Raw genomic sequence first — 21,056 nt, 5'->3', positions numbered from 1 at the left:
TGAGAGGTCGGACGATCTTTCGAACGCAAAGCCAGGAGTTGGACAATGGGTCTCGCGCAATACGCCATCGTGCCGGTGCAGGACGAATGGGGCGTGCTGCATGACGGCGACGTCAAGAGCCGGTACGCCACCAAGGAAGCCGCCTTCGAGTCCGCGGTCGCCGCGGCCTCCCTGGCGCTTCGCGAGGGACACGAAGTGCATGTCAGCGTGCCCGGCCGCGAACCCGGCGACAACGCGCTCGGTGTCTAAGACCGCGGAAGCAGCTTTCGAGAGAAGGAGGCCGCGATGACCAAGCCCCGTGAGCCCAACGGCATCGAGCCATCCCGCTCCGAGGACGACATCCAGCGCGAGCAGCTCGGCCCGCGCGGCGTGCCCGGCGCGCCTGATCCGGCCAAGATGACGCCGCAGCGCGAGAAGAAGACGCCGAAGCACATCGACCCTGGCCACACCGCGTGAGGCCGGCGTGGCGGTGGGCGTTACGGCCTGGTCGACCTAAGCGATTGCTGCGATATCGGTCTTTGCAAAGTCATCACCGACATAGAGCAGTGCGCAGCCATGCTCCCTGGCGATATCGTAGGCGAAACAGTCGCCAAAGTTGAGGCCGGCAGCATGATTGCCTTTGCCCCAAAGCGAGTAGATGTGCGCCACGCGTTCGGCGGATGCCTGGGTCACCGAGATCACGTTCAGGCCGAGATGCGCGATCAGACTCTTCATCTCTTCGTGCACGCCGCGCCGCGCAGCGACGATCAGGCTCTCTGCCGCGGTGGCGGCCGAGATCAGGATTTCGTCCGCGGTCTGAAGCGCAGCAATGCAGGCATCGGCTTGCGGCTCGTCGAGCACGATTGCCATGAGCGCGGACGTCTCGACTGCGATCATTCCGGCATTCCATCGTTGCCGAAGAGAAAGTCCTGACTGCGCGCCGCATCCGGGCCGGGAAGAGCTTTGGCCGCGCCGCTCTTGCGGGCGGCCTCAAGCACCGCGCGCCGGGTCGCAGCGTCGGCAGGACGCTTGATCGGAACGAGCCGCACCGCAGGATGTCCATGTCGCGTCAGGATCACCTCGTCGCCGGCTTCTGCACGACGGACAAGATCGGTCAATTGTCCCTTGGCCTCGGTGACGGAGACCCGCATCTCATTGTTCCTCTTCGCGTTTCCGTAAAATGGACCAGACAGTGGTCCATGTCAATCCGGACCCTGGCTTCCGCCGCTCTGCGAAGCGGGCTTCCATGGCATTCGGAACTGACATTCCTCGAGTCTGCGATCTCCCGCTAAGAGATGTGCGCCGGCGCAATCTGCGCCAGCCGGGCAGGCGACGTTTGGAATGCATTTCTTGAAATCTGACGGCAGGCTCATCGGGGTCCTGCTGGTGCTCGCGATCACGCAGCTGGTCGGATGGGGCACGATCGGGCTGCCCGCCATCGTCGGGCGCGATCTCGCCGCCGATCTCGGCATGAGCCTGCCGGCGGTGTTCGCCGGGACGTCCGTTCTCTACGTCTCGATGGGGCTGTGCGGTCCTCTGCTCGCCAAGTCGTTTGCGCGGCATGGCGCGCGGACGGTCATGATGATCGGCACGATCGTCACTGCGCCGGGCTTCGTGCTGCTGTCGCTGGCGCGCGGGCCGGTGTTGTATTTCGCCGCATGGATCGTCCTCGGCATCGCCGGCAGCGCCACGCTGTCGACCGGCGCCTATATCATGCTGAACGAGATCGCGGGGCGGCAGGCCAAGAACGCGATCGGCGCGCTGATGCTGGTGACGGGCCTGTCCAGCAGCATCTTCTGGCCGACGACCTCGTTCCTGAGTGGTCACCTCGGCTGGCGCGGGACGTGCCTGGTCTATGCGGCGATGATGCTTCTCGTCAGCTTCCCGCTCTATGCGTTCTGCGCGCCGCGCCGGAAGATCGCAAAGGACGTTGGCGCCGCGCCGGCCAAGCGGTCGCCGCCGCCCGCGATTGCACGGAGCACGTTCGGCCTCGTCGTCGCTGCAATTACGTTGAACGCCTTCGTTAATTTCGGCATCGGCGCGATCCTGATCGAGCTGTTGCGGGCGGAGGGGCTGGCGCCAGCTCAGGCGCTTTTGTTCGGCTCGATGCTGGGCGTGATTCAGGTCAGCGCCCGCGGGCTGGATTTTCTCGGCGGCGGCCGATGGGACGGCATCACCACCGGGCTCGTTGCGGGCAGCGCATTGCCGGTGGCCATGCTGCTGCTGATGACGAGCGAGGGCGCCACCTGGGCGGTCGCGGTCTTCATCCTGCTCTATGGCGCCGGCAGCGGCGCGATGGCGGTGGCGCGGGCAACCATCCCGCTCGTGTTCTACGACCAGGCCGAGTTCGCCAAGGCGATGTCGATGATCGCGCTGCCGCTCAATCTGGCCTCGGCGATCTCGCCGCCGCTCCTCGTCGGCCTGCTCACGGCCTTCGGCAGCCGCGGCGCGCTCGGCCTCACGCTGGTGTTCTCCTGCGCGACGGTGTTGATCCTGATGCTCCTGGCTCGGCGCCGGCCACGGATGCCGGCGGTTGCGACCTGAGCCCGGCAGAGGATAGCCGTATGCCGCCAGTGCAGTGCTCAGGGCCCGAGAATGGTGGTATCCGCAGGAAGCCCGGTCGCTTTCAGCCGCCGCGCCAACACCAGTTCCCCGGAGGAAATCGACATGTCGGCCCTGCCGCTCTCAGGCATCAAGATCCTTGACCTCACCCGCGTGCTGGCCGGGCCGCTGTCAGCCCAGATGCTGGGCGATCTCGGCGCGGAGGTGATCAAGATCGAGCGGCCGGGCACCGGCGACGACGCGCGCGCCTTCGGCCCGCCTTACCTGACCGACCCCGACGGCAAGGCCAACAACAACAATTCGTTCTATCTCTGCGCCAACCGCAACAAGAAGTCGGTCACCGTCAACATCGCCAAGCCCGAAGGGCAGGCGATCGTCCGCGAGCTCGCCAAGGACGCCGACGTCTTCATGGAGAATTACAAGGTCGGCGATCTCAAGCGCTATGGCCTCGACTACGAGACCATCAAGGCGATCAATCCCGGCATCATCTATTGCTCGGTGACCGGCTTCGGCCAGACCGGACCTTACGCGCCGCGCGCCGGCTATGATGCTATCCTGCAGGCGATGGGCGGCCTGATGAGCGTCACCGGCCATATCGACGGCGAGCCTGGCGAGGGCCCGATGAAGGTCGGCCCGTCGATCGTTGACTACATGACCGGCATGAACGCCTCGATCGGCATTCTCTCGGCGCTTTATCATCGCGACGCCAAGGGCGGGCAGGGACAGCACATCGACGTCTGCCTGTTCGACACTGTGATCGCATCCTTGTCGCATTGGCTGCAGATCTATCTCGTCAACGGCAAGATCCCGCCGCGTCGCGGCACCTGGGGCAATGGCGGCATGCCGGCCGGCGTGTTCCGCTGCACCGACGGCGAGCTGATGGTAGTGGTCGGCAATGACGGCCAGTTTCAGCGCACCTGCGCCGTGCTCGGCGCGCCCGAGCTCGCAAGCGATCCACGCTTCGTCAAGAACAACGACCGCGTCGTGCACGGCAAGGAGATCATGGCGATCTTCGCCGGCCTGTTCCTGAAGCAAAAGGTGTCCTACTGGCTGGAGAAGCTGGAGGAGGCCGGCGTGCCCTCGGGGCCGATCAACAATTTCGAGCAGGTGTTCTCCGACCCGCACGTCCAATCGCGCGGCATGCGGGTGAAGGTCAACCATCCCTTCGAGCCTGATCTGTCGCTGGTCCGCAACGCGCTCACCTTGTCGGAGACGCCGATCAAGGAGTACCGCGCCCCGCCGCTGCTCGGGGAGCACACAGAGGAGGTACTCGGCGGCAAGCTCGGCTATGATGGCGGCAAGATCGAGCAGCTGAAGGCGCAGGGCATCATCTGACGCAGTTACTCTCCCCTGGAGGAGGGCCCCCTCCAGGGGAGGGTGATTGGTCGCCCCTGCCGCAGTCTTTCTCAGGACTTCGCCGCGACTGTTGCGACTGAGGTGGACGCGCGCGCCATGCCGGGGCTGGCGTGAAACTTGCCCGCAATCCCCAAGTAATCCCGGTCCGTAGTCGCACAGGCTTCCGCTTTGCCTCCGACTCTGATTCGATCTCTCCACTTGAGTTCGGGGAGGGAAGTAAATGTCCTACACGATCGGGTTCCAGGCCAAGGACCAGAAGGCCATTCTGGCGACCGAGGCAGCCACCGCCAATCAGGCCGTCGCCATCATTGCCGCGCTGCGGCAGAGCGCTGACGAGATCAAGTTCATCCGCTCGCCGCAGGAAGGCGAGATGGGCATCGAGATGCTGCTGCTGCTCGCCAAGGAAGAGGCCGAGGAGATGCCGCAGCGGGCGTGATCCCGCCCAGCAATCGCTCTTCGATCAGATCGACTGCATCGCCTGATGTGAGGTGATCCTGCCTCTGCCTTAGCGCGCGTCGCGCGCCAATGCGCGCGCCGGTGCCTTCGGCTCCGTCCGCCCCGCCGTCAGCGCCATCGTCGCCACGCTGACGACCCGCGCGACCACGTCCTCGACGTCGTCGAGGTCGCATTTGCCCTCCGACAGCTTGGTCAGCCGTTCGCTCTCGCGGATGGTGTGATGCGCCATGGCGAGCGCGAAGTTGAGGCCCCAATAGATATCGACCTCGCTGCGGTCGGGCAGGGACCGGCGCATCGCGCCGACGAATTTGCGCAAGTGGTCGATCTCGCGGTTCTTGATGCGCCGGATCGGCGGCACGGATTCGATCGAGGCACGGATCATGAAGCGCGCGGCGGTCGAGCGCTGGTTCTCCGGCCCCAGGCAGCCGCGCAGCGTTGGCCCGACCAGCGCGCGCAGGATCACCTCGATCGGCGCGCGGCCGCCGCCTTCTTCCTCCGCCGCCTTCAATTCGCGCAGGCGCTCGCGGTTGGTCTGAACCGAGCGGGTGACGAATAATTCCGCGATCAGCTCGTCCTTCGAGCCGAAATGATAGTTCACCGCGGCGAGGTTGACGCCAGCCTCCGCGACGATGTCGCGCAGCGTCACGTCGCCGAAGCCGCGATCGGCATAGAGCCGTTCGGCGGCGGCGAGAATGGCAGACCTCGTATGATCGCTGGCCATGGATGCCCTCGGGGAGGGGAGTTGCAATTCAAACAGTTGTATGAAACTATCGTTTGAAGGCCCGGAAAAGTCAATCCGCAATCGGGACTCGTTCGCAAGTGCGGCCGGGTTCGACAGCTCCGCAAGGACGCGCATTCGCGCTTGCGGGCCGCGCACAGCGGGAGGACAGTCCGGCGCAAAAGGACCAGCGAGAGAGAGGAGCGTCCCATGGACTTCGATATGTCGCCCAAGCAGAAGGAATGGCTCGACCGCGTGCGGTCCTTCATGGCCAAGCACGTGCGCCCGGCGGTGCCGATCTACGATCAGCAGGACAAGAGCGGCGATCGCTGGAAGGTGATCCCGATCCTCGAGGACCTCAAGAAGAAGGCGAAGGCCGAAGGCCTCTGGAACATGTTCATGCCGCCGTCCGAACATGAAGACGACGAATTCCGCGGCGCGGGACTGACCAATCTCGAATACGCGCTGCTGTCGGAAGAGATGGGCCGCATCACCTGGGCCTCGGAAGTCTTCAACTGTTCCGCGCCCGACACCGGTAACATGGAAGTGTTCATCCGCTACGGCACCAAGGAGCAGAAGCGCAAATGGCTCCGCCCGCTGATGGACGGCGAGATCCGCTCCGCCTTCCTGATGACGGAACCGGCGGTTGCGTCCTCCGACGCCACCAACATCGAGACCCGCATCGAACGCGACGGTGACCATTACGTCATCAACGGCCGCAAATGGTGGTCGTCCGGCGTCGGCGATCCCCGCTGCAAGATCGCGATCCTGATGGGCAAGACCGACTTCAAGGCCGCCAAGCACCAGCAGCAGTCGCAGATTCTGGTTCCGCTCGACACGCCCGGCATCAAGGTCGAGAAGATGCTGCCGGTGTTCGGCTTCGACGATGCGCCGCACGGCCACGCCCAGGTGCTGCTCGAGAACGTGCGGGTGCCGAAGGAGAACATCCTGCTCGGCGAAGGCCGCGGCTTCGAGATCGCGCAGGGCCGTCTCGGTCCGGGCCGTATCCATCACTGCATGCGCACCATCGGCAAGGCCGAGGAGGCGCTGGAGAAGATGGTGAAGCGGCTCGCCTCGCGTACCGCGTTCGGCAAGAAGATCGTCGAGCACAGCGTGTGGGAGCAGCGCATCGGCGAGGCGCGCACCAACATCGAGATGACGCGTCTTTTGTGCCTCAAGGCGGCCGACATGATGGACAAGGTCGGTAACAAGACCGCGCAGGCCGAGATTGCCATGATCAAGGTCGCCGCGCCCAACATGGCGCTGAAGATCATCGACGAGGCGATCCAGGCCTTCGGCGGTGCCGGCGTGTCGGACGAAGCCGGCCTTGCCAAGGACTACGCCCACATCCGCACGCTCCGTCTCGCCGACGGCCCGGACGAGGTGCACAACCGCGCCATTGCCAGGCTCGAACTTCGGAAGTATGCAAACTCCCCAAGTCACTGAGAACGGGACGGAGCGCGTGCGCTCCAAACCGTCATTCCGGGGCGATGCGCAAGCATCGAACCCGGAATCTCGAGATTCCGGGTTCGCCTTTGGGCGCCCCGGAATGACGGGAAATGGAAAAAGAGGGAGCGTCATCGTGGCTGACGGCGTCAGAAAGGACGAAGAATTCTCGGGCACCAAGCCGGTCGAGGAGCGGCATCGTTTCGACGAGCTGCGGCTGGAAGCCTGGATGCGCGAGCACGTCGAAGGTTTCGAAGGACCGCTGGTCGTGCTGCAGTTCAAGGGCGGCCAGTCCAACCCGACCTATCGCCTCGACACGCCGAACCGTTCCTACGTGATGCGCCGCAAGCCGTTCGGCAAGCTGCTGCCCTCGGCGCATGCGGTCGACCGCGAATATCGCGTCATCGCGGCCCTTGGAAAGCAGGGCTTTCCGGTCGCGCGCGCTTATGCGCTGTGCCAGGACGACGGCGTCATCGGCGCGGCCTTCTACATCATGTCGATGGAAGAGGGCCGCGTGTTCTGGGATCCGACGCTGCCGAGCCAGGAGCCGGATGCGCGCCGAAAGATCTTCACCAGCAAGATCGAGACGCTGGCCAAGCTCCACATGTTCGATCCCGACGCCATCGGGCTCGGCGACTTCGGCAAGCCCGGCAACTATTTTGCCCGCCAGATCGATCGCTGGACCAAGCAATATCGCGCATCCGAGACCCAGCACATTCCGGAGTTCGAGAAGGTCGCCGAATGGCTGCCCAAGACGGTGCCGGAGCAGGCGCGCGTCTCCATCGTCCACGGCGACTATCGCCTCGACAACATGATTTTCCACGCGACGGAACCGCGCGTGCAGGCGGTGCTCGACTGGGAGCTGTCGACGCTCGGCGATCCCATGGCCGACTTCACTTATCTCTTGATGCAATGGATCATGCCGGGCCTCGAGGGTGCCGACCTCAAGGCGCTCAACATCCCGAGCCTCGAAGAGGCCGCGCAGATCTATTGCAACGTCACGCAGATGACGGTGCCCGATCTCAACTGGTACTTCGCCTACAATTTGTTCCGTCTCGCCGGCATCACCCAGGGCATCGCCGGCCGTGTCCGCGACGGCACCGCCGCCAACGCCAAGGCGCTGGAATCCGCCAAGCGCACCGTGCCGCTGTCGACGGCCTCATGGGAATACGCACAGAAGGCCGGCGCGGTGTAGGAATGACAAAGGCGCGGCTGGTGGCCGCGCCCTTTGCTTCACCGAAGCTCTTGTAGGGTGGGCAAAAGCATGCAGCGCTGTGCCCACCATTCTTCGGTGATCGCAGTGAAAGTGGTGGGCACGCTTCGCTTTGCCCACCCTACGGCAGCTACGCTCCTCGCAGGGACGGGGAGCGGGTCGCGAGCCCAGCATCTGTTCAGGTAGAGACGGACGCATGATCGACCAGACCACCCTCATCACCTACATCCTCATTGTCCTCGGCTTCGTCTTTATTCCCGGGCCAGCGACGCTGCTGACGATAGCGCGGGCGGCGAGCTCTGGCACAAAGATAGGCATCGCGACCGGAGCGGGAATTGCCGCGGGCGACATCATCCACACCTGCATGGCCATCGTCGGGCTGTCGGCGATCATCGCGACCTCGGCGCTGCTGTTCAGCATCGTCAAATATGCCGGCGCTGGCTTCCTGATTTATCTTGGCATTCGCGCCATGCTCGACAGGGCCCCGGTCGAGTTGAACGGCGCCGCGCCCGCGATCGGCGCGGGCCGTGCCTTCCGCCAGGCCGTGCTGACCGAAGTGCTCAATCCCAAGACCGCGCTGTTCTTCCTGGCGTTCCTGCCGCAATTCGTGAGGCCGGAGCACGGCGCGCCCGCACTTCAGCTTGCCATTCTCGGTGTCGTCTTTGTGCTGCTCGGTCTGCTCAGCACTGTCGTGTTCGCCGTCGGCGCCGGCCGTCTCGGCAACCTGCTGCGTCGCCGTCCGGCGGTGGTGAAGTGGCAGGGCAAAGTGGTCGGCGCCATCTACTGCTCTGTCGGCGTGCGGCTGGCCCTGCAGGAGCGGTGAGGCGGCCAGGCTGACTCTCGTAGGGTGGGCAAAGGCGCGCAGCGTCGTGCCCACCATCTCTCCGCGATCGGGGTAAAAGTGTGGTGGGCACGCTTCGCTTTGCCCACCCTACGGCAACGTCGCCTAAGACGCCGTCTTCGCACAATGCGCGATCAGCCTCTCCACGAACCCCGCGCATTTCTCAAGCTCGGCCATCTCCACGAATTCATCCGGCGTATGCGCCTGCGCGATCGCGCCGGGGCCGATCACCACCGAGGGGATATCGGCGATGCTGGCGAACAGGCTCGCCTCGGTGCCGAAGGCGACCTTGGCGTGGTCGTTGCGCCCTGCGAGGCTCTTGGCCAGCGTGACGATGGCGGCGTCGGCAGCGGTGTCGAGTGCAGGGTAGTCGAGGATCTCCTCGAAATCGATGCCGCAGTCCGGATGTCTCGTCTTCATCGCCGGCTCGATCTCGGCCTTGGCCCAAGCGACGATCGCATCGGTCACCTCCTTGGACTCGGTGATGCCGATGCCGCGGCATTCGAAGTCCACGGTGCAGGTATCAGGCACGATGTTCAGCGCCGCGCCGCCATGCACGATGCTGGTGAGCAGCGTGGAGTGCGGCACGTCGTAGAGGCTGTCCGTCGATCGCACCGCCGCGAGCGCCACGGCGCGGCGGCGGATCTCGACGATCAGCTCGGCGGCATATTCGATCGCATTGACGCCGTCGGGCGCGATCGAGGAATGACGCGCGAGCCCGTGGAACGTGGCGCGCACGCCGTGCTTGCCCTTGTGGCCGACGATGACCTGCATCTGGGTCGGCTCGCCGATGAAGGCGCCGAGCGGCCGGACTCTCTTCTTCGCGACCTCGCGCAGCATCGGCCGCACGCCGACGCAGCCGATCTCCTCGTCATAGGAGATCGCCAGATGAATCGGCGTCTTGAGTCTCGCCTCCACCATCTCCGGCACCATGGCGAGGCACACCGCCACATAGCCCTTCATGTCCGTGGTGCCGCGGCCGTACAGCTTGCCGTCGCGCTCCACCAGCTTGAACGGATCATGGCTCCAGTCCTGGCCCACGACAGGCACCACATCGGTATGACCCGACAGCACGAAGCCCGGCCGATCCTCCGGCCCGATCGTGACCCAGAGCGAAGCCTTCTCGCCGGTCTCGTCGAGGATGCGCTCGCCCTTGATCCCGAACGAAGCGAGATAGCTCTCGATATGGGCAATCAGGGGCAGGTTGGTGCGGTCGCTGACAGTGTCGAAGCTGACGAGGTCGGCGAGGAGCTTGCGGATGCGGTCGGGTCTTGTGCTCTGCATTGTCATGTTCTGTTGGGGAGAAGGCTGAGGCGCCTGCAGGAACCATACCAACATGGTCCCCGGTCGGGCAAATCAACATCGCAGCCGTCATTCCGGGGCGATGCGCAGCATCGAACCCGGAATCCATCGAGCCTCAGCACGCGCGGGACAATGGATTCCGGGTTCGCGCTTCGCGCGCCCGGAATGACGCAGAGGGTAGCCACGACATCTTGCGTGGCCAGTCGGGCAAAACACGCGATTCGTAGGTCAAGATCACCCGCGAAAATATTCCGCTTTACCGAAATTCGGAAATGACGTATGTGTCGCGCAACCCGGCCCAAGGAAGAGGGGCGTATCGCGATCGTCACGAACGCGGGCCGGACGGCGGTGGACGCGGACCACATCGGTGCGAAAAGCTTCGCAGGGCGGGTAACCGTGAGCGAAGACCTCGCGCCAACGACGGGTGTGGTTCGCGTACGGCAAAATCGTGTGGTCCTGGCGCCCGGGGTCTGTGCGCCAAGTCTTGCGGTGATGTGAGCGGCCCAACCGGGCCCACGCATCAGCCATCCGCAAGGCAACGGGGGCAATAGTGCATCGCTCCCCGGGGAGAGCACGACATAAGCCGTTCCAACCACTGCGCAGGGAAGGCCGGGATGTCTCCGGTTGCCCTGTTACCCGCTATGCGCAGCACACGCAGTCTGCTCTTGGCATAGCGGTCGATGGGAGCCAGCCGGCTCCCGGTCTTCCCTGCGCCTTCTTTCAATTGGGGGTGAGGCGACAAGCAAAGCTCGGGCGAGATGCGCCGCGAGGATGCGAAACTGTGTCTGCGATTGAGATGCGAGCAGAAGGAACGATGGTGCTAACCACACACTCAGTCATTGTGAGCGCAGCGAAGCAATCCAGGAATGCATCTGCGGAAAGATTCTGGATTGCTTCGCTGCGCTCGCAATGACGGTGTTGAGGCTCAGGCGCCAAAACTCCCTTCTCGTGCCCCGGACGCAGCGCAGCGTCTCCCGGCGATGCGAAGCATCGTCCGGTTCGGCGGTGCGCTGCAGAGCCGGGGCCCATGTCACAGCGAAGCGTGTGGCCTCCTGCGTCCCGGCTCTGCGCCGCACCGCTTACGCGCTGCGTCGCGTCCGGGACACGATTGCGAACTAAACCGGCTTGCCCGTATACGGCATCGATGCCGTCAAGCCGCCGTCGACCGGGAACGCCTGGCCGTTCACATACGAGGCCTCGTCGCTCGCCAGGAACAGTCCCATCGCCGCGAGCTCGTGCGGCTGTCCCGCCCGCTTGAGCGGGTTGAGCTGGCCGATCTTGTCGGCGGTGCCGCGCTCCTTAGCGCGGTCGAAGATCGGCTTGGTCATGCCGGTCTCAATCAGGCCAGGGCAGACCGCATTGATGCGCACACCGGTGCCGGTGAGCGAATAGGCAGTGGTCTGCACCAGGCTGATCACGCCGGCCTTGCTCGCGGCATAGGGATGCCCGCTCGCGCCGGCTTTGAGACCCGCGACGGAGGCGGTCAGCACGATCGCGCCGGACTGCTGCTTGACCATGTGCGGCATCGCGTATTTCACCGCGAGAAACGGCCCGATCAGGTTGACGCGCAAGATTTCCTGCCAATGCTCGACGGTCTGCTCGGCGAGCGGAACGAGTCCGCCGGAGAGGCCGGCGTTGGCCCAGATGACGTCGAGCCGGCCGTGCGTCTTCACCGCCTTGTCGATCATTGCGATGACGTCTTTTTCGGAGCCGGCATCGGCGACCATCGCTTGCGCGACACCGCCGGCCTTCTTGATCTCCTCGACCGTCTCCTTCACCGCCTCGGTGCGATCGACCGCAATCAGCTTGCCGCCCTCCTTGGTGAACAGCAGCGCAGCCGCGCGACCGATGCCGCTGCCGGCGCCGGTGATGATGACGGATTTGCCTTGCAGACGGCCCATGCGTTTCTCCCTTTTGCTCGCGCGCGACGCTTGCCGCGCGACGGAATTTCAAACAAGATTTCAAACGGTAAAGTGTCTTGAGACACGTTCGCTACTCACGTACAGCGACATCAGACGGGATGGAAGGGTTTCGATGGCAGGTGCAGACAAGCCGAACGTGGTCGTCACGCGGTGGTGGTGGGTCCGGCACGCGCCGGTGCGCAACGACGGCGGCAACATCTACGGGCAGAGCGACATCGCCTGTGACACCAGCGATACCTACGTGTTCAACGCTGTTGCCAAGGTGCTGCCACGCCAGGCGGTCTGGTATTCGAGCAATCTGACGCGCACCCATCAGACCGCCGAGGCGATCTGGGCCGCAGGTTTTCCAAGACCGGCATCGATGAAGCGGGAGGCGGATCTCGCCGAGCAGAACCTCGGCCGCTGGCAAGGCATGAACCGGGCCCAGTTCATTGCCAGCCGCCCCGTCGGCGCGAGCTGGTTCGCCGACATCAACGAGCCCGCGCCCGGCGGCGAAAGCTTCATGGATCTCTACAACCGCACGCGCCGCACCATCGAGCGGATCAACGCCGAGGCGGCCGGACAGGACATCATCGCAGTCGCACATGGCGGCACCATCAGGGCGGCGGTGGGGCTCGCGCTCGGTGGGCAGCCGGAGCGCGGCCTTTCGTTCGACATCGACAATTGCTCGGTGACGCGGCTGGATTATTTTGCGAGCCCCGATCGCACGGTCTGGCGGCTGCCGATGGTCAATCAGCAGCCGTGGATTGCGGATCCCGCGCACGCGGCGATGCATCAGCCGGCGGGACCGGAAGTCAAGAAGCTGGCCTGACACTGAATACGAAAATCAATCTGGGAGAGAAACATGACCTTGTTCGACATGAAGGGGAAAGTCGCCGTCATCACCGGCTCGACGCGCGGCATCGGGCTCGCAATCGCCGAGCGCATGGCCGAGCACGGCGCCAAGGTGGTGATCTCCTCGCGCAAGGCCGACGTCTGCGATCAGGTGGCGAAGAACATCAATGACAGGTTCGGCAAGGGCACCGCCGTTGCGATCGCCGCCAACATCTCGTCCAAAGAAAATCTTCAAAATCTCGTCGACGAGAGCAACCGTGCCTTCGGCAAGATCGACGTGCTGGTCTGCAATGCGGCCTCGAATCCGTATTACGGCCCGCTCGCCGGCATCTCCGACGATCAGTTCAGGAAGATCCTCGACAACAACATCGTCGCCAACAATTGGCTGATCTCGATGGTGGTGCCGCAGATGATCGAGCGCAAGGATGGCTCGATCATCATCGTCTCGTCGATCGGCGGCCTGAAGGGCTCGACCATCCTCGGCGCTTACGCGATCTCGAAAGCCGCCGACATGCAGCTCGCGCGCAATCTCGCCTGCGAGTACGGCAAGCACAACATTCGCGTGAACTGCATCGCGCCCGGCCTGATCAAGACTGATTTCGCCAAGGCACTGTGGGACAATCCGGAGAACCTGAAAGCCTCGACCTCGCGCTCGCCGCTCTTGCGCATCGGCATCCCCGACGAGATCGCCGGCGCGGCGGTGTTCTTGGGTTCGAAGGCCGGCGACTTCATGACCGGCCAGACCATGGTGATCGACGGCGGCGCGACGATCAGCTGACGCGATCTCATCCCGGGGCGCGCTTAGCGCGAACCCGGGATCTCGAGATTCTCAGGTGTGCAATTGCGCACCATAGTTCGCTCCTGCGGACCGCCCCGGAATGACCCTTCGGGTCACTCCACCGCCGCGTACACCAGATCCCGCACCAGGGTCCGCGTGTAGTCGCGCTGGCCGGGGCCCTGGCTCATGAACACTACGAACAGATCCTCCTTCGGATCGATCCAGAAGAACGTGCCGGCAATGCCGCTCCAGAAATACTGGCCGACGCTGCCGGGGAAGGGCGCGATGCCGGCCTCGCGGCGCACGGCAAAGCCGAGGCCGAAGCCATGGCCGGGCGACAGCAGCGTGCCGTTGGTGGGCACGCCCGGCCCGAGGTGATCTGAGGCCATCAGCTCCAGCGTCTTGCGGCCGATGATCCTGTTGCCGTCGAGCGTGCCGCCATTGCGCAGCATCAGGCAGAAGCGGGCATAGTCCATCGTGGTCGAGACCAGGCCGCCACCGCCGGACTCCATCACCGGCTGCTCGAGCATGTTGAACAGGGCGACCTTGTCGCCGGTCCACGGGTCGGCCGCGAACGGCTCGGCGAGGCGGCCGGCATTGGTCGCGGAGGTCGAGAAGCCGGTTTCGGCCATCTGCAGCGGCGCGAGCACGCGCTCAGTGAGGAACGTGCCGAGCGATTTGCCGCTCACCACTTCGATGATGCGGCCAAGGATGTCGGTGGAGCGGCTGTAGTTGAACTCCGCGCCGGGCTGGCAGACCAGCGGAAAGCTCGCCACCAGTGCGGCGTGCTCGGCATTGGTGATCTTGCGGCTGCGGACGCGGGACTCCTGGTAGAGCTTGTGCACGGGGCCGTCGCCTTGGTGCTCGTAGGTGAGGCCGGAGGTGTGGCGGAGCAGGTCCTGCACGGTCATGGGCCGCGTCGGCGGCACCAGCTCCAGCTTGCCGTCCTTGATGACGCCGACCTGCTGGCTCGCAAACTCCGGGATGAATTTTGCGACGGTATCGCTGAGCAGGAGTTGGCCATCCTCGACCAGCGCCATGATGCCTACCGAGACGATCGGCTTGGTCATCGAGAAGATGCGGAAGATCGAATCGCGCGCCATCGGCGCCGCGCCTGCCGGGCTCTGCTTGCCGAGCGCCTCGAACCAGCCGATTTGGCCGCCCCTCGCGACTAGCACCGTGACCCCGGGAACGGTTCCCTTGTCGATCTCGCGCTTGAAGGCGTCCGACATGGCCTGGAGCCGCGGCCGCGACAGCCCGAGCGTCTCCGGGCGCGCTTCCGGCAAAGCCGGGGTGTGGGGCGCGTTTGCGGCCTGTGGGGCGGCTGTGGCGGTCGCTGTAGCGGTCATGGGCACTCCCGATTGTTTTTCGTTATGGCCAATGGACTGTGGCCCAGAACCCCCGGCACAAACAAGCGAAGCCGGCGCGGTTCACCCTTGCAAACCGGCCGCTCTCTGTGCTTGAAAGCGCCCCTGATCCGCGGCGACGCGGGTTCGTAGGAGTGTAGCTCAATTGGTAGAGCACCGGTCTCCAAAACCGGGGGTCGCAGGTTCGAGCCCTGCCACTCCTGCCAGCAAATCAATCACTTAGACTAGATTTCGGCGGGAAGGCGTCCCGCGCCCGCCAGACTCTGCAGCCGCTGGCCTGGACGTCTCGTGGCGGGCCGGCGGCCTAGCGCGCGGGAGTGCGTTCCGCGTCGGCGGGAATCTGGCTGACGTTGCGGATGGGAACGCGGCGCAGCAGGGAAAGGATGGTCCCGCCGAGCTCGAGATAGGTGCGCAGCCGCAGCGCGCGCGACGAGCCCTTCAGCTCCGCGTTCAGGCTCACTGGAACCTGAACGTAGGTGAGGCCGAGCTGGAGCAGCGAGATCAGCGCACAGATCTGGTAGCCGTAGCCGTCGGCCTTGACCGCGATCTGGCGTAGCCATTTCACGGGATAGACGATCATGCTGTGATAGTCGGACAGCCAGAAGCCGAACAGGCAGTTCAGGATGAACCGCAGCGAATGCGACTGCAACGAGCGGTTGACCGAGCGGTCCGACTGGTTGTCGCGATAGGTAATGACGAGGTCGGCGGCGCCCACCGCCTTGAACATGCGGGCAATACCTTCGTTCTGGAAGGCGTGATCGCCGGGGATGAGCGTGATGGCATCGAATTTCGCGCGCGACAGCGCATATTCGAAGCCGGCACCGACACCCCGCCGTTCCGCATTGTGATGCACGATGACGCGCGGCTCGCCGGCTGCGAACTCATCCATGATCGCACCGGTGGCGTCGGTGCTGCCGTCGTCGATCAGGAAGATCTCAAAATCGTCGAGCAGATCGCGGGCGAGCGGCAGCACGCCGTCGATCGTGTCGGCGATCTTGTCCTGCTCGTTCAGAGCAGGAATGACGATCGTAAGCCTTTTTGCCGCCCTGGAAGGTGTCATTTGATGCCGCCGTTGCCGGCCACTCGTTACTGGTGGACCATCAGGGCGATTCTAGGTCATCTGCGCGGGGCGAACAATGCGGCTCGCCGATATGGTCCACACAACCGGCACGAAACCGACCATGTGTGTGTTCCGCGCAACTAGTTGGAAAAATCATAGAGGCTGGTGTCGCCGATGCCGAAGGCGCGGCGCAGTCGACCGACGCGGCCTGCCAGGTTCCGGCCCGCCGCGGTCGCTACGAAGCCTGAATTGGCCCGTTCGACCAGGCCGCGATCGACCAGAATGCTAATTCGTCCCTGGAACAAACCTGGAACCTGTCTTTCCATGATCTCGGAAAGCGGCGCCGTCCGACCGGTGCGCTCGACGATGCCGAGCAGGATCTCCAGGGACACAGATTTGTACACTGCTCCGAAGGCGAAAACGTACGCCATGACGCAAAATGCGAAAATCGATGCGGCGTCCCAATATCGAAATTGCGGTACCGAGACGATTCCGAGCGCCACGCCGAGACCATGCGAAACGAGCGCGGCGATCGCGAGCAGGGTGACGGGTCCGAGCGGCCATGCGCGAGCGCGGGCCATGATCTGCAAGGTGGGTGCGAGCAGGGCGAAAACGGCAACGGCGACGAGTCCGACGGCGAACGACATCGTGCCACTCACCCAAGGCCCGTCGACAAACGAATGAGCTTGGCGAGATGCGCGACCGCTACCCCCGTGGCCGTCGGGGCCAGCCTGCCGCCTGCCGTGATCACCATCCCGGTGCCGACCAGAAGCTTCAGGCGGTTGTGCGTGAACGTGCCGAGATCTCCGCCCTGCATGTACGCCTCGGCCCATTGCTCCAGGGTGAGGGGATGTTTGGCCTGCACCAGGGCCGTGAGCAGCGTCAGCGTAAAGCCCCAGGCCAGCAAGCTGAACAGGATGTAGCAAAACATCATCGCTGTCCCCAACAGCAGGAGACCGCCAAGCACGTCATCGAACTGCCGTTGTCCTGGAAGCGCGATACAGGCAACCGCGTAGAGCACGACGATGCTGATGCAGCCCAGCCGGAAGCGGCGGCCGGATCCGCCAGTGGCGGGGATGTGCGCGTAACACAGCAACAGCAATGGAAAGGCGATGCTGAGACCAATCGCAGCGGCTTGCGCTGGGCCCGGTAGCATGTTCATTGTGAAAAAGTCCCGGACGTTCTCAGGCCCAGCCAGAGTGGCAGTCTATAGGAGGTCGCATTTTTGCGGTCAAGGGAGCCCCGGCGCCCTGGCCTTGCGGTCGCCACGTGGGCGTGCGAATCCTCGCCGACGATGTCCTCTCTTTCCCCTCCGAGCTTGTCCCCGTCGCTGCGCGCCATAACCATCCTGATCGTCGTGCTGCTGTTTGCGCATGCGCCGATGCTCCTCAATGACGGCCTGTTCATGGACGACTGGCTGGTCCTCAAGCCGCGTCCGGACTATTTCGTCGACATCGATTTCCTGCTGAATGGCGCCGGCCATCCGATCTTCTACAGCTACGACACGTTCGCCAACTGGACCGGCGTCCCGGTCGTCGCGATGGTATCCCTGGCGCTGGCCGGAATCGTCTTCGGCGCAGTGTGTCTGATGTCGACGGCGACACGGCTTGATCTGCTCGACCGCGCCGAGGCGGTCGGCTTCGCCCTGATCGTCTGGACCTATCCCGGCTACCAGCTTTGGGCAGGCAAGGCCAACGCGGTTTACGTCTTCAGCTTCGGACTGTTGTTCGTCGGTGCATGGCTGTTGACGCTCGCCTTCAGCGCCGTCGGCCTGCGGCGCATGCTGCTTCGTGTGCTCGCGTCGCTGGTGTTCCTGCTGAGCTTCGCGCTCAACTCGACGATCGTGCTGTATGCCATCGTGATGTTCGGCCTGTTCGTTGCGATATGGCGGAGCGGAGACGCGGCGCATGGCTTCGTTCGCCGGACATGGTTCGCAGCCTGGCGCTGTGTCCTGCGCTATCCGGAATTGGTGGTGCTTCCGCTGGTCTATTGGGGCACGCTCAATATCGGGTTCAAGCGGATCGGTGTGTACGCACAGCACTATAACGCCCATTTCCCGACGCTCGGCGAGTTGGTACGGGGGTGGTCGGCGTTTTTCCTCACCGGCTACAGGGATGTCCTGGCCCACGCGATCCGCGCCGCGATTCAGGTCCCAGCGCTCTTCATCGCGGCCGCGGTCCTCGTCGGCATTGTATTGTTGCTGCTGCGTCCGGACACGAAGTCGACCGCGTCCAGAAGCGCGATCACCACGCCGCTCGCACTCGCCGTGGTCTTATTCCTCGCATTGTCGTCGCCCTATCTGATCGCCGGCCTGCGGCCGTCTTCCACGCATTTCTATGAAAGCCGTCACCTGCTGATGCTCGGCGTGCCGCTCGCGCTGACACTACTGGCCTTCAAGCGACTGGCCGAGCGCTGGACCCACCCCGGCGCCGCTTTTGCGGCGATATTCGGGGCAGGCCTGATCGTGTCGATCGGCATGCTGTGGAGCGACTACGTCTTCATGCAGGCGAGAACCCTGAAGCAGCAGGCGCTGGCACGGGACCTTGCCGGCCGGGTCCAGCCGGCGGCGACGGTTTACGCGCTCGATGACGGCTTTTTCGACTATCCGTCACGCCATGTACCGTTCGGTCTCGCCGAGGTCACCGGCGTGCTCCGCCTTGCCTGGGGCAATCAGCCATTCTTCGGATTTGCGCTGCGTGCCGAGCGGCCCGACGTCCTCCGAAGGATGGACGAGGCGCGGAGGGCTCCGGGAAGCGCGTTCCATCATTTCGATCCGACGGGGCCGCAGGCAACGATCTCGCTGCAGCCGGGGCCGGGGGCCGCGCCGAATCACGTTTTGGTGCGGAAGTACTACGCGTGTCGGTTGCTGGCGCGCTGCGATGTTGCCGAATTATTGGCCCAACTTGCAGAGGTCACGATCAAGCTCGGCCCGATCGCCGGCCTTCTGCCGCTGGACGGCGCAAGCAAGAGCGTCACGCCTGGCCGCTAGCCCGCCGCTTCCAGACCGCCTCTGCAAGCGCGATGTCGGTCATCGAGTCCTCGCCGGAGGCCAGGGGTGTGCGTCCGTCGGCGATATCGGAAACGAAGGCGTCGGCCTGGCGCCGAAATGCCCAGCTCTCTTCACCCGTCAGATGCGTGCTTTGACCATCGTGCTCGACGATGACCTCCGCCTCTTGCTCGGCAAAGGGCGGAGGCAATTTCAAGGTCACCGCCCCGCGCTCGAAATCGATCGTCAGTCCCTCGCGCCAGGCTCCGCCGGACCCGTTCACGAGATCCAGCGTACAAGCGATGCCATCGAAGTCGAGGGTGATGCGCGCGGCTCCCGAAGTTTCGACGGAGCTGTCGGCGACCGTTGGCGATGATCCGAGCAGGTAGCGCGCCAGGTTGATGATATGGCTGAAGACGTTCAGAAAGTTATCGTAGCCGGCCCGCATCGCGCTCGGCATCCAGTCGGGACCGTCGTGCCAGAGTTCGATCCCGTCCGGCCGTGGTTCGCCGGTCATGACGAAATTGTCGCGCGACCGGCCGGTGTCGCCGCCGAAGCACCAGGCCTTGGCGCGGACCACGCCTCCGAGCGATCGGTCGTTGCGCAAGCGCGTCAGCAGCTCGAGCGCGCGCGCCACACCGGCATCGTGACGCTTCATGTAGCCAATGCTGTAGACGAGGTTTCGCTGCCGCGCCGCTTCGACCAGAATCGTCGCCTGAGCCGTCGTGTAGGCCATCGGTTTCTCCGACAGCACGTGGCGACCGCTGTTCAGCGCGTCAAGGACGATCGGACCGGTGGCTCGCCGCTTCGTCACGACGACCACGGCGGAGACCGCAGCGTCCGCGAGCAGCTCCCGATGCGTGCTGTAGACCTGCGAGATGCCGAACTTCTGCGCTGCGGCGGCAGCGAGATCCGGCCGGAGATCGGCGATCGCGACGACGCGGCAGGCCGGATTGGCAGCGAAATTGGCGAGGTGGCACATCTGGCCGACCATGCCTGTCCCGATGATGCCAATGCCTGGCCTCACTGGCTATGATCCCTTGAAGCGCTTCCGGATGACGAGGAAATGCGCCGGCTGTCCCCAGGTGCTGATGAACGCCGGATCTGTCTGGGTCAGGGCCGTGACCGCGGACGCATCGCGTCGCCCGATCGCGCCAAAGATACGGTGGAAACTGTCGAGCGTCGCAACGATCGTTTCGATGTCGCAAGCATCGTCCGCGAGAATGTCCGTCGCTTGGATCGCCTCGCGTAAGGACGCAAGGCTCGCGATCACGCGCGGCAGGCTCTCGCCGTAGGGGGCGTCGATCATCGCGTCGACGTCGAGAACCAGCGTCTCGATCGATGCCGAAATCGCCGCCACGGCATCGGCCTTGCCGACCAGGTAGAGCTTGCGTCCGCCGAGGAAGCTGAGGCGGCTGCGGTCGAGATGGCGCGCCGCACGCCGCAGCTTCTCGTCGGCGGAGAGAACCTTCTTGTGCCAGTAGACGTCCAGGCTGTCGCGATAGGCTGGCCACGCCGAATGGATGTCGAATCCCTGTTCATGCGCTGCCGTGCACAATGCGGCTGCATCGAGGAAGTACCGATGCCGGACGAAGGGATTTTCGAGCACGTCCATCAGCCAGGATTCGAAGCTGCGGGTGTGCGGAATGCTGTTCCATTTTGCGTCGAAAAGCGTCTTCGCGGTTTCGAGTGCAGGACGGCCTGACAAGGCCTTGCCGGCTGCATGGATTGCCTTGAGCGCGAGCTCGAAGAAGCCGCCGTAGCGCTCGTAATAGGACACGACGGCGAAACCGTCCGGATTGAGCAGCCGGTGGAAGACGCCGAGCCAATTTTCAGTCGGCTGCACGGTGTAGATGAAACCTTCGGCATCAATGATGTCGTAGCGGCGATCGCTGCGAAATCCCTCCACATCGGCCAACGCGAGTTCGCGCAGGCGCTCGGTCAGGCTAAAATGAGCGAAATAGGCCTTAATTTTCGGATGCGCATGCCGGTTCGGTTCGGCGAGCGTCATATTGGCGCCCCAGCCGGCAAACACCAGCGCGTTTTCACCGGAATCAGGACCGAATTCGAGCACCTCCGCATCGCGGAATAGCCGCGGCGGCAGCACAAGCTTGTCTGAAAACAGCTCGCGCCGCTGGCTGGCATATGCATCGAGTTCGGCGGCCGATTTGAAATTCCCGAACGTTGGTAGGACGTCCTGACGTTCGTAGTAATTGAAGAGCTTCTCGTCAGCCAT

General features: G+C 64.3%; 22 protein-coding genes and 1 tRNA gene. 12 read left to right on the top strand and 11 right to left on the bottom strand.

Annotated features, from left to right (window positions below):
• The first annotated feature begins 45 nt into the window (after positions 1 to 45).
• Both HZZ16_RS07970 and HZZ16_RS07965 read left to right on the top strand, forming a co-directional pair.
• Positions 46 to 249 (top strand): hypothetical protein, encoded by a 204-nt coding sequence (locus HZZ16_RS07970; protein WP_197947929.1) that lies wholly within the window; start codon positions 46 to 48, stop codon positions 247 to 249.
• Between the two features lie 36 nt (positions 250 to 285).
• Positions 286 to 456, top strand: a complete 171-nt coding sequence (locus tag HZZ16_RS07965) for a hypothetical protein (RefSeq protein ID WP_197947928.1) — start codon at positions 286 to 288, stop codon at positions 454 to 456.
• A gap of 36 nt (positions 457 to 492) precedes the next feature.
• Here HZZ16_RS07965 and HZZ16_RS07960 read toward each other — a convergent pair whose 3' ends face one another.
• Entirely contained in the window at positions 493 to 876 is a 384-nt protein-coding gene (locus HZZ16_RS07960) for a type II toxin-antitoxin system VapC family toxin (RefSeq protein WP_197947927.1), read from the bottom strand.
• Positions 873 to 1,130, bottom strand: coding sequence for a type II toxin-antitoxin system Phd/YefM family antitoxin (locus HZZ16_RS07955; RefSeq protein ID WP_197947926.1), 258 nt, complete (start codon positions 1,128 to 1,130; stop codon positions 873 to 875). The genes HZZ16_RS07960 and HZZ16_RS07955 overlap by 4 nt, the downstream gene beginning before the upstream one ends.
• Positions 1,131 to 1,320: 190 nt before the next feature.
• Between HZZ16_RS07955 and HZZ16_RS07950 the strand changes: the two genes are divergently transcribed.
• The 3 genes from HZZ16_RS07950 (at position 1,321) to HZZ16_RS07940 (ending at position 4,333) form a co-directional block, all read left to right on the top strand.
• Complete coding sequence (locus tag HZZ16_RS07950; protein ID WP_197947925.1) at positions 1,321 to 2,523, top strand: MFS transporter; 1,203 nt, start codon at positions 1,321 to 1,323, stop codon at positions 2,521 to 2,523.
• Positions 2,524 to 2,646: 123 nt separating this feature from the next.
• Entirely contained in the window at positions 2,647 to 3,876 is a 1,230-nt protein-coding gene (locus HZZ16_RS07945) for a CaiB/BaiF CoA transferase family protein (RefSeq protein ID WP_197947924.1), read from the top strand.
• Between the two features lie 241 nt (positions 3,877 to 4,117).
• Positions 4,118 to 4,333 (top strand): hypothetical protein, encoded by a 216-nt coding sequence (locus tag HZZ16_RS07940; RefSeq protein WP_036010888.1) that lies wholly within the window; start codon positions 4,118 to 4,120, stop codon positions 4,331 to 4,333.
• 69 nt (positions 4,334 to 4,402) lie between these two features.
• On the opposite strand, the gene HZZ16_RS07935 is transcribed toward HZZ16_RS07940, so the two are convergent.
• A complete protein-coding gene (locus HZZ16_RS07935) occupies positions 4,403 to 5,074 on the bottom strand; it encodes a TetR/AcrR family transcriptional regulator (RefSeq protein WP_197947923.1) in 672 nt (223 codons plus the stop codon).
• 207 nt (positions 5,075 to 5,281) lie between these two features.
• On the opposite strand from HZZ16_RS07935, the gene HZZ16_RS07930 reads away from it, so the two are divergent.
• The 3 genes from HZZ16_RS07930 (at position 5,282) to HZZ16_RS07920 (ending at position 8,553) form a co-directional block, all read left to right on the top strand.
• Positions 5,282 to 6,517 carry an acyl-CoA dehydrogenase family protein gene (locus HZZ16_RS07930; protein ID WP_197947922.1) on the top strand — a complete coding sequence of 412 codons (1,236 nt, stop codon included), beginning with the start codon at positions 5,282 to 5,284 and terminating at the stop codon, positions 6,515 to 6,517.
• Between the two features lie 136 nt (positions 6,518 to 6,653).
• Positions 6,654 to 7,712: a phosphotransferase family protein gene (locus tag HZZ16_RS07925; protein ID WP_197947921.1), complete on the top strand. Its 1,059-nt coding sequence runs from the start codon at positions 6,654 to 6,656 to the stop codon at positions 7,710 to 7,712.
• 214 nt (positions 7,713 to 7,926) lie between these two features.
• The gene (locus tag HZZ16_RS07920) at positions 7,927 to 8,553 is read left to right on the top strand and encodes a LysE family translocator (protein WP_197947920.1); all 627 of its coding nucleotides are present in this window, start codon (positions 7,927 to 7,929) and stop codon (positions 8,551 to 8,553) included.
• A 123-nt stretch (positions 8,554 to 8,676) separates the two neighbouring features.
• Here HZZ16_RS07920 and argE read toward each other — a convergent pair whose 3' ends face one another.
• Together argE and HZZ16_RS07910 are read right to left on the bottom strand one after the other, a co-directional pair.
• Complete coding sequence (argE, locus tag HZZ16_RS07915; protein ID WP_197947919.1) at positions 8,677 to 9,855, bottom strand: acetylornithine deacetylase; 1,179 nt, start codon at positions 9,853 to 9,855, stop codon at positions 8,677 to 8,679.
• A gap of 1,133 nt (positions 9,856 to 10,988) precedes the next feature.
• Complete coding sequence (locus tag HZZ16_RS07910) at positions 10,989 to 11,774, bottom strand: SDR family NAD(P)-dependent oxidoreductase (RefSeq protein WP_197947918.1); 786 nt, start codon at positions 11,772 to 11,774, stop codon at positions 10,989 to 10,991.
• A 133-nt stretch (positions 11,775 to 11,907) separates the two neighbouring features.
• On the opposite strand from HZZ16_RS07910, the gene HZZ16_RS07905 reads away from it, so the two are divergent.
• Together HZZ16_RS07905 and HZZ16_RS07900 are read left to right on the top strand one after the other, a co-directional pair.
• A complete protein-coding gene (locus HZZ16_RS07905) occupies positions 11,908 to 12,606 on the top strand; it encodes a histidine phosphatase family protein (protein ID WP_197947917.1) in 699 nt (232 codons plus the stop codon).
• Between the two features lie 33 nt (positions 12,607 to 12,639).
• Positions 12,640 to 13,407, top strand: a complete 768-nt coding sequence (locus tag HZZ16_RS07900; protein WP_197947916.1) for an SDR family NAD(P)-dependent oxidoreductase — start codon at positions 12,640 to 12,642, stop codon at positions 13,405 to 13,407.
• 113 nt (positions 13,408 to 13,520) lie between these two features.
• Here HZZ16_RS07900 and HZZ16_RS07895 read toward each other — a convergent pair whose 3' ends face one another.
• On the bottom strand, positions 13,521 to 14,756 hold the full coding sequence (locus HZZ16_RS07895; RefSeq protein WP_197947915.1) for a serine hydrolase domain-containing protein: 1,236 nt from the start codon (positions 14,754 to 14,756) through the stop codon (positions 13,521 to 13,523).
• Between the two features lie 148 nt (positions 14,757 to 14,904).
• Between HZZ16_RS07895 and HZZ16_RS07890 the strand changes: the two genes are divergently transcribed.
• Positions 14,905 to 14,980, top strand: a tRNA-Trp gene (locus HZZ16_RS07890).
• Between the two features lie 98 nt (positions 14,981 to 15,078).
• Here HZZ16_RS07890 and HZZ16_RS07885 read toward each other — a convergent pair.
• The 3 genes from HZZ16_RS07885 to HZZ16_RS07875 all read right to left on the bottom strand — a co-directional run bounded on the left by HZZ16_RS07885 (position 15,079) and on the right by HZZ16_RS07875 (position 16,996).
• Entirely contained in the window at positions 15,079 to 15,834 is a 756-nt protein-coding gene (locus tag HZZ16_RS07885) for a glycosyltransferase family 2 protein (protein WP_197947914.1), read from the bottom strand.
• Positions 15,835 to 15,974: 140 nt separating this feature from the next.
• Positions 15,975 to 16,481, bottom strand: a complete 507-nt coding sequence (locus tag HZZ16_RS07880) for a hypothetical protein (RefSeq protein ID WP_197947913.1) — start codon at positions 16,479 to 16,481, stop codon at positions 15,975 to 15,977.
• An 8-nt stretch (positions 16,482 to 16,489) separates the two neighbouring features.
• Positions 16,490 to 16,996, bottom strand: a complete 507-nt coding sequence (locus tag HZZ16_RS07875; RefSeq protein WP_197947912.1) for a hypothetical protein — start codon at positions 16,994 to 16,996, stop codon at positions 16,490 to 16,492.
• Positions 16,997 to 17,128: 132 nt separating this feature from the next.
• Between HZZ16_RS07875 and HZZ16_RS07870 the strand changes: the two genes are divergently transcribed.
• On the top strand, positions 17,129 to 18,823 hold the full coding sequence (locus HZZ16_RS07870; protein ID WP_197947911.1) for a hypothetical protein: 1,695 nt from the start codon (positions 17,129 to 17,131) through the stop codon (positions 18,821 to 18,823).
• Here HZZ16_RS07870 and HZZ16_RS07865 read toward each other — a convergent pair.
• Together HZZ16_RS07865 and HZZ16_RS07860 are read right to left on the bottom strand one after the other, a co-directional pair.
• Positions 18,807 to 19,847 (bottom strand): Gfo/Idh/MocA family protein, encoded by a 1,041-nt coding sequence (locus HZZ16_RS07865; RefSeq protein WP_197947910.1) that lies wholly within the window; start codon positions 19,845 to 19,847, stop codon positions 18,807 to 18,809. The two genes, HZZ16_RS07870 and HZZ16_RS07865, sit on opposite strands and share 17 nt — an antisense overlap.
• Before the next feature lie 3 nt (positions 19,848 to 19,850).
• Complete coding sequence (locus tag HZZ16_RS07860; protein WP_197947909.1) at positions 19,851 to 21,056, bottom strand: class I SAM-dependent methyltransferase; 1,206 nt, start codon at positions 21,054 to 21,056, stop codon at positions 19,851 to 19,853.

The organism is Bradyrhizobium glycinis (assembly GCF_016031655.1).
Taxonomy (GTDB): Bacteria; Pseudomonadota; Alphaproteobacteria; order Rhizobiales; family Xanthobacteraceae; genus Bradyrhizobium; species Bradyrhizobium glycinis.
This window is presented reverse-complemented; position numbering and strand designations above follow the sequence as displayed.